This window comes from Lachnoanaerobaculum umeaense, from assembly GCF_003589745.1.
Lineage (GTDB): Bacteria > Bacillota > Clostridia > Lachnospirales > Lachnospiraceae > Lachnoanaerobaculum > Lachnoanaerobaculum umeaense.
Genome location: NZ_CP032364.1, coordinates 846,331 through 863,923, shown reverse-complemented (window position 1 = coordinate 863,923; position 17,593 = coordinate 846,331). Strand labels below are relative to the sequence as shown.

Annotated in this window: 16 protein-coding genes; all 16 read right to left on the bottom strand. The window is 36.1% G+C overall.

Annotation, left to right across the window (positions count from 1 at the left end):
* Positions 1 to 49: 49 nt before the first annotated feature.
* The 16 genes from pheT to fmt all read right to left on the bottom strand — a co-directional run bounded on the left by pheT (position 50) and on the right by fmt (position 17,579).
* Entirely contained in the window at positions 50 to 2,470 is a 2,421-nt protein-coding gene (gene pheT / locus D4A81_RS03895; RefSeq protein WP_111525631.1) for a phenylalanine--tRNA ligase subunit beta, read from the bottom strand.
* Between the two features lie 39 nt (positions 2,471 to 2,509).
* Positions 2,510 to 3,529: a phenylalanine--tRNA ligase subunit alpha gene (pheS, locus tag D4A81_RS03890; protein WP_111525632.1), complete on the bottom strand. Its 1,020-nt coding sequence runs from the start codon at positions 3,527 to 3,529 to the stop codon at positions 2,510 to 2,512.
* A 69-nt stretch (positions 3,530 to 3,598) separates the two neighbouring features.
* Entirely contained in the window at positions 3,599 to 4,876 is a 1,278-nt protein-coding gene (locus D4A81_RS03885) for an adenylosuccinate synthase (protein ID WP_111525633.1), read from the bottom strand.
* A 10-nt stretch (positions 4,877 to 4,886) separates the two neighbouring features.
* Complete coding sequence (purB, locus tag D4A81_RS03880; protein WP_111525634.1) at positions 4,887 to 6,317, bottom strand: adenylosuccinate lyase; 1,431 nt, start codon at positions 6,315 to 6,317, stop codon at positions 4,887 to 4,889.
* A gap of 9 nt (positions 6,318 to 6,326) precedes the next feature.
* Positions 6,327 to 7,034, bottom strand: coding sequence for a phosphoribosylaminoimidazolesuccinocarboxamide synthase (purC, locus tag D4A81_RS03875; RefSeq protein WP_111525635.1), 708 nt, complete (start codon positions 7,032 to 7,034; stop codon positions 6,327 to 6,329).
* Positions 7,035 to 7,236: 202 nt separating this feature from the next.
* Positions 7,237 to 7,833 carry an ECF transporter S component gene (locus tag D4A81_RS03870; RefSeq protein ID WP_111525636.1) on the bottom strand — a complete coding sequence of 199 codons (597 nt, stop codon included), beginning with the start codon at positions 7,831 to 7,833 and terminating at the stop codon, positions 7,237 to 7,239.
* Between the two features lie 166 nt (positions 7,834 to 7,999).
* On the bottom strand, positions 8,000 to 8,368 hold the full coding sequence (locus D4A81_RS03865; RefSeq protein WP_111525637.1) for a GntR family transcriptional regulator: 369 nt from the start codon (positions 8,366 to 8,368) through the stop codon (positions 8,000 to 8,002).
* Between the two features lie 26 nt (positions 8,369 to 8,394).
* On the bottom strand, positions 8,395 to 9,045 hold the full coding sequence (locus D4A81_RS03860) for a thiamine diphosphokinase (RefSeq protein WP_111525638.1): 651 nt from the start codon (positions 9,043 to 9,045) through the stop codon (positions 8,395 to 8,397).
* Between the two features lie 2 nt (positions 9,046 to 9,047).
* The gene (gene rpe / locus D4A81_RS03855) at positions 9,048 to 9,707 is read right to left on the bottom strand and encodes a ribulose-phosphate 3-epimerase (protein ID WP_111525639.1); all 660 of its coding nucleotides are present in this window, start codon (positions 9,705 to 9,707) and stop codon (positions 9,048 to 9,050) included.
* Positions 9,704 to 10,621, bottom strand: a complete 918-nt coding sequence (rsgA, locus tag D4A81_RS03850) for a ribosome small subunit-dependent GTPase A (RefSeq protein WP_111525640.1) — start codon at positions 10,619 to 10,621, stop codon at positions 9,704 to 9,706. Before rsgA ends, rpe begins: the two co-directional genes overlap by 4 nt.
* Positions 10,614 to 12,782: a Stk1 family PASTA domain-containing Ser/Thr kinase gene (gene pknB, locus D4A81_RS03845; RefSeq protein WP_111525667.1), complete on the bottom strand. Its 2,169-nt coding sequence runs from the start codon at positions 12,780 to 12,782 to the stop codon at positions 10,614 to 10,616. The genes rsgA and pknB overlap by 8 nt, the downstream gene beginning before the upstream one ends.
* 4 nt (positions 12,783 to 12,786) lie before the next feature.
* Positions 12,787 to 13,515, bottom strand: a complete 729-nt coding sequence (locus D4A81_RS03840; protein ID WP_111525641.1) for a Stp1/IreP family PP2C-type Ser/Thr phosphatase — start codon at positions 13,513 to 13,515, stop codon at positions 12,787 to 12,789.
* A 16-nt stretch (positions 13,516 to 13,531) separates the two neighbouring features.
* On the bottom strand, positions 13,532 to 14,572 hold the full coding sequence (gene rlmN / locus D4A81_RS03835) for a 23S rRNA (adenine(2503)-C(2))-methyltransferase RlmN (RefSeq protein WP_111525642.1): 1,041 nt from the start codon (positions 14,570 to 14,572) through the stop codon (positions 13,532 to 13,534).
* A complete protein-coding gene (gene rsmB, locus D4A81_RS03830) occupies positions 14,565 to 15,899 on the bottom strand; it encodes a 16S rRNA (cytosine(967)-C(5))-methyltransferase RsmB (protein WP_111525643.1) in 1,335 nt (444 codons plus the stop codon). Before rsmB ends, rlmN begins: the two co-directional genes overlap by 8 nt.
* Positions 15,900 to 15,904: 5 nt before the next feature.
* Entirely contained in the window at positions 15,905 to 16,621 is a 717-nt protein-coding gene (locus tag D4A81_RS03825) for a zinc metallopeptidase (RefSeq protein ID WP_111525644.1), read from the bottom strand.
* Between the two features lie 19 nt (positions 16,622 to 16,640).
* Positions 16,641 to 17,579 carry a methionyl-tRNA formyltransferase gene (gene fmt / locus D4A81_RS03820; protein WP_111525645.1) on the bottom strand — a complete coding sequence of 313 codons (939 nt, stop codon included), beginning with the start codon at positions 17,577 to 17,579 and terminating at the stop codon, positions 16,641 to 16,643.
* Positions 17,580 to 17,593: the final 14 nt, after the last annotated feature.

The window sequence follows — 17,593 nt, the reverse complement described above, 5'->3', positions numbered from 1 at the left end:
CTAAAACAAAACACATATAAATAAGAGATTCACCATAGCTTTATTTAGACTAGGATCTGATTCTAATATTTTTATCCTCAAGCTTCTTTAATATCTTATCCATCACTTCATTCACATCTGCATCAAGAAGAGTTCTCTCCTTGTTTCTAAATGTAAGAGAATAAGCCACAGACTTAAATCCTGCCTCTATTTGATCCCCCTCATAGATATCAAATAAGTTGAATGACTCCAGATTAATTCCGCCATTTTCTAAAATTATATCCTCAATCTCACCTACCAACACGCTTCTTGGTACTACCAAGGAAATATCTCTTGAAATTGCAGGATACTTTGCTATACCTGTATATTTGATATCAAAGCTTACAAATGGAATTACATTCGGTAAATCAATTACTGCAATATAGGTCTTCTCACCCAATTTATAGTTTTCACATACAATTGGATGTACCTCTCCCAAATATCCAATGCGAACGCCATCAAATACTATATCAGCCTTTCTTCCCGGATGTAAAAATTCTTCCGTACAACTTGGATCATAGTAAAGCTTTCCTGTAATTCCTAAAGTGTATAAGAACTCCTCTACAACTCCCTTCATATCAAAGAAGTTTTCCTTACCATAGAAGCCAAGAACAAACTGCATTCTCTCATCAGGCAATTCCTTTAAAGGAAGCTCCTTTGGAATATAGATATTTGCAAGTTCAAATAAATGTACATCCTTATTTCTTCTATTGTAATTTGTTGAAAGTGAGTTCAATATACCATTTACAGCCTGTGTTCTCATCATTCTAAAATCTTCACCAAGAGGATTTGATATTTCAATAGCATTTCTATAGTGGCTATTTTTTGACAATCCAAGCTTGTCAAACACCTTCGCACTCTCAAATGAATAGTTCATAGCCTCTGAGAATCCTAAGAATTTCGCTACTTCTCTTGCAAGCTCTTCTATTTCAAGTTTATGGCTAATACCACCTATAGTGGCACTTGATTTTGGCAATGTCGTAGGTATCTTATCATATCCAAAGAATCTTGCTACTTCCTCGGCCAAATCCGCCATAAAATGAATATCCTGCCTAAATGTAGGAGCTACTATCTCGTTAGTCTCTTTATCATATTGTAACTCAATTCTATCAAAGATTTCAAGCATATCTTCCTTTGAGATAGAAGTTCCAAGTAATTTATTGATTCTTTCAGGCTCAAAAGCTACTCTTGACTCTACCGCCTTTATCGGATAAATATCTATAGTTCCGCCTACTACCTCACCTGCGCCAAGTTCTTCCACCAAAGAACAGGCTCTCATCATGGCAGCATAAGCATTATTTGGATCAAGACCCTTTTCAAACTTTCCTGATGAATCTGTACGAAGTCCTATTCTCTTTGATGAAAGTCTGATATTTGTCCCATCAAATGTAGCACATTCAAATATCATTGTACTTACATCATCTGTTATCTTTGAGTTTTCTCCACCCATTATTCCGGCAATAGCTACAGCTTTTTTAGCATCATTTATCATCAAAATATCACTATCAAGCTTTCTTACTACTCCATCAAGAGTCTCAAACTCATCTCCATCCTTTGCCCTGTCTACAATTATTTTTTGTCCTTCGATCAGATTGTAGTCAAAGGCATGCATAGGCTGACCATACTCTGCCATAACATAATTTGTAATATCGACTATATTATTTATCGGTCTGATTCCCACTGCACGAAGTCTCTCCTGCATCCAAGTCGGTGAAGGTGCAAGCTTTATATTTTTAACAACTCTTGCAACATACCTCTTACAAAGAGTCTCATCCTTTACTTCCACACTTAAGTAATCATTTACATTCTCAGCATTTCCTGTAGTATTTACCTGCGGTAAAACGAACTTTTTCTTAAATGTGGCGGCGGCCTCTCTTGCAATTCCTATTACTCCGTAGCAGTCCACCCTGTTTGATGTAATTTCGTACTCAAATACAGTATCTCTAAGTCCAAGAAGCTCTATAACATCAATTCCAACCTTAGTATCTTTTGGCAAGATATAGATGCCATTTTCAGGTGCGTCAGGAAAATAGTTCTTGTCCTGACCAAGCTCATCAATAGAACACATCATTCCAAATGACTCCACTCCACGAAGCTTACCCTTCTTTATCTTTATACCATTTTCAGGCAATGGACTTCCATCATGTCCACCTGCAACCTTTCCACCGTCCAAAACCACAGGCACCTTATCACCTACCAAAACATTAGGTGCTCCTGTAACTATCTGTATTTTCTCATTTCCTACATCTACCTGACAAATAATGAGCTTATCCGCATCAGGATGTTTCTCTATTGAAAGTATCTCACCTACTACTATTTTCTCAAGATTTTTATCTAATTCTTTATAGCCCTCTACCTTGGTTCCGGTAAGAGTCATTGCATCTGTATATTCACTTGGAGTCACTTCCAAATCAGGCACATAGGCCTTTATCCATGATAATGCTGTATCCATTCTTCACCTCTGTTATCTAATATTTTCTGTTAAAACTTCTTAGAATTGCTTTAAGAATCTGATATCATTCTCATATAGAAGTCTCATATCGTCAATTTCATACTTTAATAGAGCAATTCTCTCAAGTCCGATACCGAATGCAAAACCATTGTATTCATTCTTATCAACTCCACACATATCAAATACATGAGGATGTACCATTCCACATCCAAGTATCTCTATCCAACCGCTTCCCTTACAGAATCTGCATCCACTTCCATGACATTTAAAACAGGTCACATCCATCTCTGCACTTGGCTCTGTAAACGGGAAATGGTGAGGTCTGAACTTAACCTTAGTATCTTCACCAAATAATTTTTTAGCGAATACCTCAAGTGTTCCCTTAAGGTCTGCAAATGTGATATCCTTATCTACAATAAGTCCCTCTATCTGATTGAAAGTAGGTGAATGAGTAGCATCTACTTCATCAGAACGGTACACTCTTCCGGGGCTTAACATCTTTATAGGAAGCTTTCCTGTCTCCATAACTCTTGCCTGTACCGGTGATGTCTGAGTACGAAGTACTATATCCTTCGTTATGTAGAAGGTATCCTGTTCATCCTTAGCCGGATGATCCTCAGGAATATTAAGCTTTGTAAAGTTGTATTCATCAAACTCTATCTCCGGTCCTTCCACCACTTCATAGCCCATATTTGTAAATATCTTTTCAACTTCATGCAATGCTATTACATTTGGATGACTATGTCCAAATTCTCTCTTATTCGCCGGCAGTGTAACATCTATAGTCTCTGCCTTTAATCTTTCTTCAAGTGCAAGCTTTGCAAGCTCACTTCCAACATTATTTAATGTATTTTCAATAGCTTCTCTTGCTTCATTTACTACTTTACCGAATTCAGCTCTCTCCTCCGGAGCTATATTTTTCATGTTCTTAAGAAGTGCGGTAAGTTCGCCCTTCTTTCCAAGATATGCTACTTTTAGTTCGTTTAATTTCTCCTTAGTTTCTGCACTATTTATCTTTTCTAAAGCTTCTTTTTGAAGTTTCTCTATTATGTCCAGCATATTTTCTCCTTATTTAATGAATAGTCAAGCCCCATATCAGTCTTCACCAATATGGGGCAAGGCAAAATCCTATCTATAGATAATATCATCTCTACCCGGTCCATTGCTTACCAATTTTACAGGCACTTCAAGTTCTTTTTCTATAAACTCAATATACTTCCTACAATTCTCCGGTAAATCCTCATATTTCTTTATACCTCTAATATCACAGTTCCATCCGGGAAGATATTCATATACAGGCTTTGCAATTTTTAATTTATTTGTTGTAGGGAAGTCCTTGGTTATCTCACCATTTACATCATAACCTACACATACCGGAATCTCTTCAAGATATCCCAGTACATCAAGCACTGTAAGTGCAACCTCTGTAGTACCCTGAATCCTTACACCATATCTGGATGCTACAGCATCAAACCATCCCATTCTTCTAGGTCTTCCGGTGGTAGCACCAAACTCTCCACCATCTCCGCCTCTTCTTCTAAGCTCGTCTGCCTCAGCCTCATCTTCTATCTCACTAACAAATTCTCCGGCACCTACTGCAGATGAATATGCCTTAACCACTGTCGTAATCTCCTTAATCTCATATGGAGCAATACCTGCACCTATAGCTCCATATGCAGCCAATGTAGAAGAAGATGTAACCATTGGATATATTCCATGATCAGGATCCTTTAATGAACCAAGCTGACCCTCAAGTAGAATACTCTTTCCTTCTTTTATAGCCTTATAAAGATACGCACTCACATCACATACAAAGGGTTCTACCATATCTCTATACTCATGAAGTGTATTCATAAGTTCAGCCTTATCAAGCTCAGGCATATTGTAAAGATGCTTGAACATAACATTTTTTAATGTACAAATCTTTTCAACCTTTTCTTCCAATATCTCATCATCAAAAAGTTCGCTTACCTGTATTCCGATTTTTGCAAACTTATCTGAATAAAAAGGAGCTATTCCTGACTTGGTAGAGCCATACGCCTTGCCGGCAAGCCTTGCTTCCTCATAGGTATCCTGTAAAATATGATATGGCATCAAAAGCTGTGCTCTGTCAGAAACCAAAACCTTAGGTCTTGGTACACCCTTTTCAACCAACTCATTTATCTCTTTAACAAGATATGGAATATTAAGTGCAACACCATTTCCTATAATGCTTGTTGTATGATCATAAAATACTCCTGACGGCAATAGATGCAAAGCAAATTTACCGTAATTGTTTATAATTGTATGACCTGCGTTGCTACCACCCTGAAAACGGATAATAATATCTGCTTTCGCTGCAAGCATATCTGTGATTTTGCCCTTACCTTCATCGCCCCAGTTAGCGCCTACAATAGCTCTTACCATTTAATTCTCCTTACACATTTATATCAGCCTTTAATCCCAGAATATCTTTATTTTCATCCAAGATAGGCTTGATAATTCTTTTTATAAAATCTTCCACCTGAATAGCACTTCTTCCAATATATTTTTCAGGCTTCATAGACTCTTTCAATTCTTCTTTTGAAAGTTTGAACATAGGATCTTTTGCAATCAAATCTAGTAGATTGTTTTCTTCACCAAGTTCCTTTACATTTCTTCCGGCAATCATTGAAAGCTCTCTAATTCTTTCATGCAGCTCCTGTCTGTCTCCACCGGCTTTTACTGCATCCATCATTATATTCTCTGTAGCCATAAAAGGCAATTCTGACATCAAATGTTTTTCTATAACTTTTGGGTATACTACCAATCCATCCACTACATTCAAATATAAATCAAGTATACCGTCTATGCTTAAAAAGCCTTCCGGTATTGAAAGTCTCTTATTTGCAGAATCATCCAATGTTCTTTCAAACCACTGAGTAGATGCTACCATCATAGGGTTCATAACATCACTCATTACATAGTTTGCCAAAGATGCAATCCTCTCACTTCGCATTGGATTTCTCTTATATGCCATAGCTGATGAACCTATCTGTGACTTTTCAAAAGGCTCTTCAATCTCTTTTAAATGCTGTAAAAGTCTGATATCATTTGAGAACTTATGTGCTGAGGCGGCAATACCTGCAAGCACATTTAATACCTTGATATCCACTTTTCTTGAGTATGTCTGCCCTGAAACAGGATAACATTCCTTAAATCCCATCTTATTTGCAATGATAGGATCTATTTTATCTATCTTCTCATTATCTCCATCAAAAAGCTCTACGAAAGAGGCTTGAGTACCTGTAGTACCCTTGCAGCCCAAAAGCTTCAAATTTTCAAGAGTATAATTTACATCCTCATAATCAAGCAAAAGCTCATTTATCCAAAGTGTAGCCCTCTTTCCTACTGTGGTAGGCTGTGCCGGTTGAAAATGAGTAAATGCCAAAGTCGGCAGATCCTTATATTTAATAGCAAACTTTGAAAGCTCATTGATTACATTTACAAGCTTTTCTTTTACCAGCTCCAGAGCTTCCTTCATTATGATAATATCAGTATTATCACCTACATAACAGCTAGTTGCTCCAAGATGAATAATACCTTTTGCTTTTGGACATTGTACTCCGTAAGCGTATACATGACTCATTACATCATGTCTTACTTCTTTTTCTCTTTCCTTTGCCACATCAAAATTTATATCATCTTGAAATTTCTTTAATTCCTCTATTTGTTCCTCGGTAATGTTTAGACCAAGCTCTTTTTCAGTCTCTGCTAAGGCGATCCACAGTTTTCTCCATGTCTTGAACTTTTTATCCTGCGAAAAAATATACTGCATCTTCGCACTTGCGTATCTTTCTGAAAGCGGACTAATATATCTATCTTTCAAGATTTCCTCCTATTGAATACCAAGTCTTTTAAATACTTCAGCGTAAGCGTCTTCTACTCCGCCCAAATCTCTTCTAAATCTGTCCTTATCAAGTTTTTCATGGGTTTCCTTATCCCATAATCTACATGTATCAGGAGAAATCTCATCCGCCAGTATTACATCTCCCTTATATCTACCAAATTCAATTTTAAAATCTATCAGATCTATTCCAAGACCATCAAAATAATTGATCAGTGTTTCATTAACCTTGAAAGCATATGAAGCAATCTTATCTATCTCTTCTTGAGTTGCAAGATCAAGTGCCAGTGCATAATAGCCGTTTATAAAAGGATCTCCAAGAGCATCATCCTTATAGGAAAATTCCAAAGTAGGAGTTTTTAGCTTTATTCCCTCTTCCATACCAAGCTTCTTAGCAAAGCTTCCTGCAGAGTAATTTCTCACTATTACCTCAAGTGGTACTATCTTTACAGCTTTTACAGCAGTCTCTCTGTCATTAAGCTCTTTGATATAATGAGTAGGAACCCCCTTCTTTTCCAAGAGTTTAAACAGATGATTTGTCATACGATTATTAATCGCACCCTTTCCCACTATTGTTCCTTTTTTTTCGCCATTAAATGCTGTGGCATCATCCTTATAGGAAACTATCAGTACATCCGGGTCGGCAGTTTTGAATACCTTTTTTGCTTTTCCTTCATATAACTGCTCTAATTTCTCCATTGTATACCTCCATTTGCTTTCAAAATCTACAATATACCTCTGTCCACTAATAAAACAAAGCGGGCAGATACCACGGTTGTATTATATACCACTCTAAAGAATGTGGCAATATATTAAGAAAAATACTTGCATGTCGTTATCTAAAAAAGGATATCTCCACTCACCATAGGGCGAATAAAGATATCCTCTAAAATGAAGTATGTTATTTGATTTTTAAAAATAATCCCGACTTGATAAGTACCGGTCTAAGTGCAGCATAAAGTATTACTATTAAAATTGTACTTACTATTGCATTTATAAGAGTTGTGCCTGCTGCCCAAGTAGCCATTATCTTTGCCGCATCTGCTTGAACTCCCAGAATATATACCTTATACAAATATCCCACTATAGGATCAAATATAACATTGAACCCCAGCCCGCAGATTGAAGATATTGCTGTCCACTTCATAATATATTTAGCATCATGATTTTCTGTAATATGTGCAATTTTATGAGCTATAAAACCTGCTATCAATCCGATGCAAAGCTTTAATATAAATGTCTTAGGTGCAGATGTTATATACACCGGATCTAAAACATCCGCTATAGTCATTCCAAGACTTCCTGCAACTCCACCATAAACTCCTCCAAGCAGCAAAGCTGCCAAAACACAAAAAGCATTTCCTATATGTAGAGCTGTCATATCACCCGATATAGTCGGAATTGGAATTTTTAAATATGTGAAGCTCACATAACATAGTGCTGCCATAAGTGCTGTTGCTACAAGCTTAAAAATTGTACTGTCCTTCGATCTTTCCATGATCTTTCCTCCATCATTTTTGGCTGATACCAGTATATAAAAATAGTGGTATGATTAAAATATCCAATTTGCACAGATTTAATCATACCACTTATATTATTTGAATATATATTTTAACATATTCTTTTGATTATTATTCTAAATTAAGTTTTCTCATACAATGTAGCTAGACTTCGCTCTCTTCCAGTTTCTTTATCTCTGCCAGTATATCAGCTTTTGAGAACCCCATAGTAATCATATTTGAAAAAAATTCCATTGTATAATCTCTTGCCAACTCTTCCTTACTCTTATTTATTATATCTAAGTCACTTGTGACAATGCTTCCTACACTTTGCTTAATGTATACGAGTCCGCTTCTTTCAAGTTCTATATATGCTCTCTGAACAGTACTCGGGTTCACATTCAGAGTATTAGCCATCTCTCTGACACTTGGAAGTTTATCCCCACTTCCTATCTTCCCTGAGATTATCTGCATTCTAATATAGTCCATGATTTGTAAATATAAAGATCTGTCGGACCTTAATTTCCACTCCATACTCTTCCTTCCTGCTTTTGTATTATCTAATCTCGACTTTCTACGACTAGCAAATCTCCATCAAACTTTGCTTCCAATCTCTCATCTGTCAGTTCATTACTGATATAAAGACTTGGTGCTTTGATACTATCAAGCATTCTTTTTTCTACCGGATAAGCGACTCCCTTTATTGATTCGACAAATACCTCACCCTTTAATGAGAAGAGGCTAATATATTTACCCCAAAGATCCCCTTTATTTAATGTAAAGGAATTTGACTTTATATATATCTTATTGTACTTATCATATATAGTAATATTCACGCCATACTTTTTATACTTTTGAAGAATCAATATATTGGCAAATGCATGGTCAAATCTTCTGCCTAAAGCACCAACTATTACAATATCTTTTATATTGTCCTGTACTGCTTTATCTATTGCAAGTTCCGTATCTGAAAAGTCCTTAATAGGATCATGTCTTATAATCTCAACACCCAGACTTTCATATCTTTTCAACCTAATCTCATCAGATAATGTGTCAAAATCTCCAACCATTATATTCGGAACTATATTTATACTTTCAAGTTTTGTAATAGCAGCATCAACACTTATAATAACAGTATCTTCTCTTTCTATTATATAGGACTTTAGAAATGATAGATCTATATCTCCACCGGTAACAATTATTGCATTCAAATCTATTCCTCTCCTAATGCAGTATTTAAAGCCTTTATATTCTTTAAAATATCTCCTTTAAATACAGAAGAGCCTGCTACAAACTCATCTACTCCTGCTTCTGAGAGTTCTTTGATATTGCAAGCATCAACTCCTCCATCTACCTGTATCAAAAGTTTAGGATTCTTTTCCTCTCTCATCTTTGATAACTCTTTTATCTTATCCAGACTGTAAGGAATAAACTTTTGACCTCCAAATCCCGGATTCACACTCATTATAAGTACCATATCCACTTCAGTTATAATATTTTCTAAAAATGAAACCGGAGTAGCAGGATTTAAAGATATACCGCTTCTAAGTCCAAAAGCCTTTATCTGAGCTATACATCTATCGATATGCTTACATGCCTCAAAATGTATGGTTATACCGTTGGCACCACTTTTATAAAAATCTTCAATATATCTTTCCGGATTTTCTACCATCATATGTACATCAAAGAAAAAATCAACCGACTTTCTAAGTGAACTTATAACGGGCATGCCAAAAGAAATACTTGGTACAAACATTCCATCCATTACATCTAAATGCAATACCTCTATATTTCCTTCTTTTAAAAGTTTCATCTGTGATGACAAATCATAAAAATCTGCTGCAAGTAGTGATGGTGCAATATTCTTTTTCAATATTTCCTCCTTTCAGATAATTCCTCATACATTTTTTTATAGCTTTGATATCTGGAATCACTTATATTATTTTCTTCCAATGCCGATTTCACTGCACAATCAGGTTCATTTATATGCATGCAACCTGAAAATCTGCACTCTCCCTCATATATATCAAATTCATGAAAATGAAATCTCAGTTCTTCCTTATCAAAGTCAGGTGATTCTACACTGGTAAAGCCTGGAGTATCAAAGACAAATGTATCACTGTCAACCATAAAAAGTTCTGAATGCCTGGTAGTATGTCTACCTCTTTCTATCTTTCTGCTTACTGTATTTGTATCCATATTGGCCTTTGGTGCCAAAATATTTGTTATTGAAGACTTTCCGACTCCTGAAGCTCCTGCAAGCACACTCACCTCACCCTTTAAGGCTTCTTTTAAATCTTCCAATCCGCCTTCTTCTAATGTGGAAGCTATTATATTTTTAAAACCTGCAGCCGTATAAATCTTAGCATATTCCAAGGCCTTATCCATATTTAGATCAGTCTTATTCCAACATATCTCCACCTTTATTCCGGCATTTGACATATTTATCAAATACTTATCCAGGTAGTAAAACGCCGGAGCCGGTGATTCAACTGCCAAGACAAGTACTACTTTATCTATATTCGCCACAGCCGGTCTTATTAGGGCATTTTTTCTTTTATGTATCTTTACAATATTTCCTTCAAAATCCTTTGTATCTGTTATTTCAAAATCAACATTGTCACCTACTAAAGGCTTTACACCTAATTTTCTAAAAATACCCTTTGCCTTGCATGAAAAAATCTGGTTCTTTCTCTCACCTTTGTCAAGGATTATACAATAATAAAACCCGGCAATACCCTTTATTATCTTTGCAAAATAAAATTTGCCTGTCTCTTCTTTACTCAACTTTAAAGAACTCCACTGTATATGATTTCAACACTTCACCGGTATCTACATTTACAATTTCAACCTGTCCCTGGTCTACACCATTGGTACCTACGATAGTTCTAAATCTTACCGGAAGTATTGTGTCACCGGTCACCGTTCTTGCCTCCATCAATGTAGAATAAACTTCACTTCCGTTCACGGTCTGCTTAAGCCTGATCATAACTTTTATATTAGTCATGCTTGCACCCGGACCTATCATACCTTCCAATGAATAATTAGTATCTATGGAAGCAATATATCTATATCCTGCAGCTGTAGTTGCCGGTGCAACTGTTGCCTTAGTACCTTGTGTGCTCTGTGTGGTTTGGGACTGCTCTGTAGAAGAGCCGACTTGGCTTGATTGTTGTTCACTTTCTGCCTCACTGCTTTCTGCCAATCCGGTGCTCACTACGTAATCTATACTTGTTCCACTGTCAACTTTTGAACCGGAAGACACTGACTGCCCCATTATAAATCCAGCTGCCACACTTTGACTATTTTGTTCAGACTTCTTTCCAAGTACAAGTCCACTATGTTCTAGCAAGGCTTTTGCATCCGACTCACTCATATTAGTAATATTGGGTACATCAACCTTGGTTATTTTTTTACCGGCACTTACGATCAATGTCACTCTATCACCTTTTTTAGGTTTTGTAGGACTATATGATATAACTGTACCCTTTGCAAAAGTATCGGAGTTTTCTTCTTTAGTATCTACTGAAAAACCGTTTTCCTTTAAAAGCGACTCTGCAGCCTCCTTTGTCTTTCCAACCAGATTCATCTTAGCCATATCTAAAGAATCCGAACCAAGACTTATAACTACACTTACCTTGGAATACTTTGATACTACCTCATCTGCCTCAGGGTCCTGTGAGATAACACTTCCCTTTTCTACAGTATCTGAATACTCACTTGACTTTACTTGCATCTGAAGATTGTTATCAGATAACTTCTTATCTGCCATCTTCTCTGAAAGTCCTACTACATCCGGCATTACAGTCTGAGTCGAATCTATCTTACTATGTGAAGTATCTGACTTCTTACCACCAAATACCCCTGTAAATCTACCCACAAAGAATACCAGTACTATAACTATGATAGCAGCCAATATAACTCCCACAATAGACATGATCTTGTCCATCTTTTCATCTTCTTCGTCGTAGTCGTCATCATCATAATCGCTATTTTCTTGTTTGTTTTCATAGTCGTTATCTTGTTCTTCATCTGTCATGTCGTTTATCGGTTCCACCTTGTTAAGTACAGCAGTATCTTTTGCCTTTATTACCTTTGTAGATCCCGAAACCTCGTATGGAGGTTCATCAGGATTTAGAAGTGCATTCTCCAAATCATCAATTAATGATGATATATCCTGATATCTATTTACCGGATCCTTCTTTGTACACTTTAAAATAATTCTCTCCAAACTTGCAGTAATTTTATTATTGTATACATTTGGAGGTATTATCGCCTGTTCCAAATGTGCCAATGCGACCGCAACTGTAGATTCTCCTACAAAAGGCACTCTCCCGGTAAACATCTCATACATAGTGATGCCAAGCGAATATATATCGCTCCTTTCATCACATCTTCCACCTCTTGCCTGTTCAGGTGAAATATAGTGAACAGAGCCTATTGCATTTGCATTGGCAGTCTGTTCTGATACTGCTCTTGCTATGCCAAAGTCTGCTACCTTTATTTTCCCATCATTTGTTATAAGTATGTTTTGAGGCTTTATATCTCTATGAACTATATGCTGATCATGTGATATCTTAAGCGCCTTAGCCACCTGTATAGCTATGCTTACACCTTCAGTTATATCCAGCCTTCCTTTCATTTTTATATATTCTTTTAATGTTATACCATTTACAAGCTCCATTACTATAAAATGATATCTACCCTCATCTACAACATCATATATATTTACTATATTCTCACCCAAGAGTCCGGCTGCTGCCTGTGCCTCTTTTTTGAATTTTTCCACAAAATTTATATCATAGCAAAATTCTTCTCTTAAAACTTTTATGGCAACCAACCTGCCAAGCTTTAAATCTTTGGCTCTAAATACATTAGACATACCTCCTGAGCCAATTTTTTCTATGATTACATATCTTCCCTGCAAGACAACTGATTCAAGATTCATAATATTACCTCTCATTCATATCTATAAGTAGAATTGATATATTATCACTTCCTCCTGATAGATTTGCCTCCTCTATTAGTCTTTTTGCACTCGCTCTTACACCGGCACCTGAAGACACTATATTATATATCTTCTCATCCTCCACCATATTTGTAAGTCCGTCTGAACATAATAAAACATACTCATTCCCTAAAAGTTCTACCTCAAAGCTGTCTATCAGTACACTCTCTTCTGCCCCCACAGCTCTTGTTATCTTACTTTTGTTTGCTTTATATTCAATGCTTTCTCTTGTAATCTCTCCTTTAGAAACAAGCATTTCTACAAGAGAATGGTCCTTTGTTATCTGAGAAATACCACTCTCATCCAGAATATAGCATCTGGAATCCCCCACATTAAACACATGTAATGTATTATCTATAATACATGCTGCCACTACGGTAGTTCCCATGCCCTCCAAGTTGGGGTTCTTACTTCCCTCAGCAAAGAGATTTTCATTTGCATATTCTATAGCTTCTCTTATAGCCCTTATTGGCATCTTCATTGTATTTTCAATATATGTAAGCATATATCCTATTAAGGACTTTGAAGCATAGTCTCCTGCTTTCTCTCCTCCCATACCATCTGCTACAATATATAAATTCGGTAATACTCCTATCGGGGCATCGCTTAAATACACTGTATCCTGATTTGTAAGTCTTTTTCTACCTATATCGGTCAATGCAACCGAATGCATATTACACCTCCAAGTTTTACGAATTCCCTTCAGATTGAATAAATCTCCTTCTTAACTGTCCACAGGCACCCTCTATATCTCTACCCATCTCTCTTCTAACCGTAGCATTTATTTTGTTTTTCTCCAAAAACTCCTTAAAAGCTTTTATCTTAAGCTTATCCGATTGTTTAAAATCTCTTTCCTTTATTGGATTTACAGGTATCAAGTTGATATGAACATTTCTTCCACCTATCAGCTTTACCAGATTCATTGCCTCTTTTATATTATCATTCACTCCAGCCACAAGTGAATATTCATATGATACTCTCCTTCCGGTCTTTTTAAAATAATAATCACAGGCTGAAATCACATCTTTTAATGCATACTTATTAGCAACAGGCATTATCGTTTTTCTTATATCGTCATTAGGTGCATGTAGTGAAAGTGCCAAGGTAATACTTAGCCCCTCATCTGCCAATGCCCTTATCCTTGGAACAATACCACAAGTAGATACTGTAATATTCCTTTGGCTGATATTAAGTCCCTTATCACTGCTTATAATTTTTACAAATTTAACTATATTATCATAATTATCCATAGGTTCACCCGAACCCATCACTACAATATTTGATACTCTCTCTCCCAAAAACTTTTTAATGCTATATACCTGATCAAGCATCTCGGCAGCAGTGAGATTTCTCACCAAACCATCAAGTGTAGAGGCACAGAACTTACACCCCATTCTGCATCCTACCTGTGATGATATACATACAGAATTGCCATGTTCATACTTCATCCTTACACTTTCTATTATATTTCCATCTTCAAGTGCAAACAGATATTTCTGTGTTTCATCAAGTTTTGACTTGAAAATCTCTACAGGTTTAAGTATAGTCAAGTTTGCACTACTCTTTAGTCTTTCTCTAAAAGCCTTGGAAATATTTGTACATTCATCAAAAGATTCTATTAATGATTTATGTATCCATTCAAATAATTGACCGGCTCTAAACTCCGGCTCCCCTGCTTCCTTTACAAAAGTCTTCAGCTCTTCCAAATCCATTGACTTTATATCAGTCATTGTCTCTCCTAAATACTGCAATGAAAAATCCGTCACAGTCATCTCTTCCGGGTATCAACTTCAAATACCCTCTTTCCAATTCAGTTTTATCAAGTTTTTCAGCCATTTTACCATCCAGCCTACTTGTCAAATCAACTGATTTAAAATCTCTATGTTTTTCCAAAAAATAGCACATATTTTCTTCATTCTCAGCATTATTTAAAGTACAAGTCGAAAATATTAATTCACCATTTTTCTTCACATATTTTGATACATTATCAAGTATCTCTTTTTGTAAGGCTGAAAGAGAAATCATACTATCTTCTTCCAGTCTGTATTTTATATCAGGTTTCTTACCAATTATGCCTATGCCACTGCATGGCAAATCCGCCAAAACCAAATCCGAACCCATAAATCTTTCATCAAAGTATCTGGCATCTGCAACCAATGGAATAATATTTGAAAACCCCTGCACTTTAGCATTTTCTCTTATCATATCAACCTTATTCTCGCTGACATCACATGAGAAAATATTGGCATCTTTGTCTACTTTATCTGCTAGTAAAAATGACTTTCCTCCGGGAGCCGCACATACATCAACACATTTCTTTATATTATCTGCTTCTATGAGTTTCGATATCATAGATGATGATGTATCTGTAATATAGGATCTTCCGGAATTTATCACAGATATCTCATCCACCTTATCAAACCCGGTAATATATAATACCTCTTCATTGAGATTTGAAACCTCTACCTTTATATTTTCTGATTCAAGCTCTTTTATTATATCTTCCACACTTGATTTTGATGTGTTCACTCTTATTGAAACCGGCTTTGTAGACAAAAAATACTCCAGAGTTTTCTCAAAATATTTATCTGTATTATGTTTTATTATATTTAATATAGGCTCCGGCATGGAATATTTTATACTCAAATCATCAAATCTCAGCTTGTCTTTCTCACCGGCAATTTTTCTTAAAATACCATTTACGAAGCCTGTTAATCCCATTAGTTTTCTTGATTTTACTAAATTTACAGCCTCATTTATTATTGCCCTGTCAGGTACTCTATCCATATATAGCATTTGGTAGATTGACATTCTAAGTATCTCTCTTATTACCGGCTTTATTCTTTTAGCATTATTATATTCTTTTATAATATAATCCAGCTGCAATCTGTACTCCACTACACCATGAACTACCTTAGAAAAAAAACCTCTATCTGACTTTGACAGATATGAATATTTTTCAAGGGCCATATCTATGACTTTGTGGCTATATTCTTTTTCTATATCTATAAGAATCAAAGCCTCCAAAGCTAAAGCCCTTATATTTGTCTTTTCCATTATATTTAACCTCTTCTTCTACCACCTCTGCCATTAAATAAAAGAAAAAGTCTTATCATTTGCAATACTCCTGCAGCTGCTGCAGCTACATATGTCATAGCCGCGGCAAAAAGTACCTTTCTTGCACTACTGTCCTCACCGCTCGGTAAAATATTATTGCTCTTTAACTCAACCATTGCTCTTCTTGAAGCATCAAATTCAACGGGCAATGTTATTATCTGAAATGCAACTGCCATCATATACATTACTATACCTATTTGAATTAAAAGATTTGACATATTACCATATCCCAAGATAAGCCCAATAACTATCATTGGCCAAGCCAGTTTGCTGCCCCAGTTTGCTACCGGAACAAATGCACTCCTTAAATTCAGAGGTACATATCCGACATTATCCTGAATAGCATGCCCACATTCATGTGCTGCTACCGCAATAGCAGCTACAGATGTTGAACCATAGATTGCCTCACTAAGACTTACTGTCTTATCTCTAGGATCATAGTGGTCAGTAAGTCTACCTGCTATAGGTCTTATAGACACATCATATATACCATTTGCCCTGAGTATTCTCTCTGCAACTTCTCTACCTGTAAGGTTGGATACAGATGGCACTCTTTCATATTTTTTAAAAGTTGCTTTCATTCTCCATGAAGCAATTAATGTTATCAACATTCCAATAATTACAAAAACATATGTTATATCAATACCATAACCGTAGTACATAAGTCCCTCCTTATTACTGTTATCCCAGCTTATACCCCTGCTCTATCTCTCTACCTAAAAGGAAATCTTTTGCACTCATTCTTTTCTTACCTTCCAATTGTAAAGATATAATCTCAAGGATACTTTGATTACATACTATAAAAATCTTACCATTAAAGCTATATATTTTGCCGAAATTTTCACTTAAGTTTATATTTGGTAATTCTGATATATCATCTGCTATATCCGCCTCCCAAATTTTTAGCACCTTACCTTGATACTTGGTATAAGCACTTGGCCATGGATTCATTCCCCTGATAAGTCTTTCTATCTCTGTAGCAGACTTATTAAAATCAATTTCTCCCATACTTTTTGAAATCATTTTTGCGTAATCCGTGGTAGCCTCGCCCTGTCGAATAGGCGTAATTTCTTCAAATTTATCAATAGTATCCACTATCGCTTCTCCACCTAGTACTGCCAATCTGTCAAAAAGAGAACCACCCGTTTCTTTCTTTGCGATATTGATTTCATACTGTTTTAGAATATCTCCTGTATCAAGTCCCTCATCCATCAACATAGTGGTAATACCGGTCTTCTCTTTACCATCTAAAATACACCATTGTATAGGTGCAGCTCCCCTATATTCCGGCAAAAGTGAAGCATGAATATTGATACATCCAAGCCTTGGAATATCAAGTACTTCTTTCGGCAAAATCTTTCCATATGCCACTACTACAAAGAAATCCGCCTTTTCAGACTTTAGCCTTTCTATGAGTGCTTCATCCCTCATCTTTGTTGGAGTAAGCACCGGTATATTAAGCTTTGTTGCCAATTCCTTTACAGGAGTAGGTGAAAGCTCGCCTCTATTTCTCTTCTTATCTTCTCTTGTCAACACCAAACTGACATTATGTCCGGCTTTTACAAGTGCATTAAGCGGCTCTACGGAAAAATCCGGAGTGCCCATAAAAACTATTTTCATCAATCGTTCCTTTC

Excerpts from the sequence above, each read along its gene's own strand:
- fmt (WP_111525645.1), bottom strand. The coding sequence starts at position 17,579 with ATGAAAATAGTTTTTATGGGCACTCCGGATTTTTCCGTAGAGCCGCTT.
- pheT (WP_111525631.1), bottom strand. The coding sequence starts at position 2,470 with ATGGATACAGCATTATCATGGATAAAGGCCTATGTGCCTGATTTGGAA.
- D4A81_RS03825 (WP_111525644.1), bottom strand. The coding sequence starts at position 16,621 with ATGTACTACGGTTATGGTATTGATATAACATATGTTTTTGTAATTATT.
- rsmB (WP_111525643.1), bottom strand. The coding sequence starts at position 15,899 with ATGGAAAAGACAAATATAAGGGCTTTAGCTTTGGAGGCTTTGATTCTT.
- D4A81_RS03870 (WP_111525636.1), bottom strand. The coding sequence starts at position 7,833 with ATGGAAAGATCGAAGGACAGTACAATTTTTAAGCTTGTAGCAACAGCA.
- pknB (WP_111525667.1), bottom strand. The coding sequence starts at position 12,782 with ATGAATCTTGAATCAGTTGTCTTGCAGGGAAGATATGTAATCATAGAA.
- rlmN (WP_111525642.1), bottom strand. The coding sequence starts at position 14,572 with ATGACTGATATAAAGTCAATGGATTTGGAAGAGCTGAAGACTTTTGTA.
- D4A81_RS03840 (WP_111525641.1), bottom strand. The coding sequence starts at position 13,515 with ATGCATTCGGTTGCATTGACCGATATAGGTAGAAAAAGACTTACAAAT.
- purC (WP_111525635.1), bottom strand. The coding sequence starts at position 7,034 with ATGGAGAAATTAGAGCAGTTATATGAAGGAAAAGCAAAAAAGGTATTC.
- pheS (WP_111525632.1), bottom strand. The coding sequence starts at position 3,529 with ATGCTGGACATAATAGAGAAACTTCAAAAAGAAGCTTTAGAAAAGATA.
- D4A81_RS03885 (WP_111525633.1), bottom strand. The coding sequence starts at position 4,876 with ATGGTAAGAGCTATTGTAGGCGCTAACTGGGGCGATGAAGGTAAGGGC.
- D4A81_RS03865 (WP_111525637.1), bottom strand. The coding sequence starts at position 8,368 with ATGGAGTGGAAATTAAGGTCCGACAGATCTTTATATTTACAAATCATG.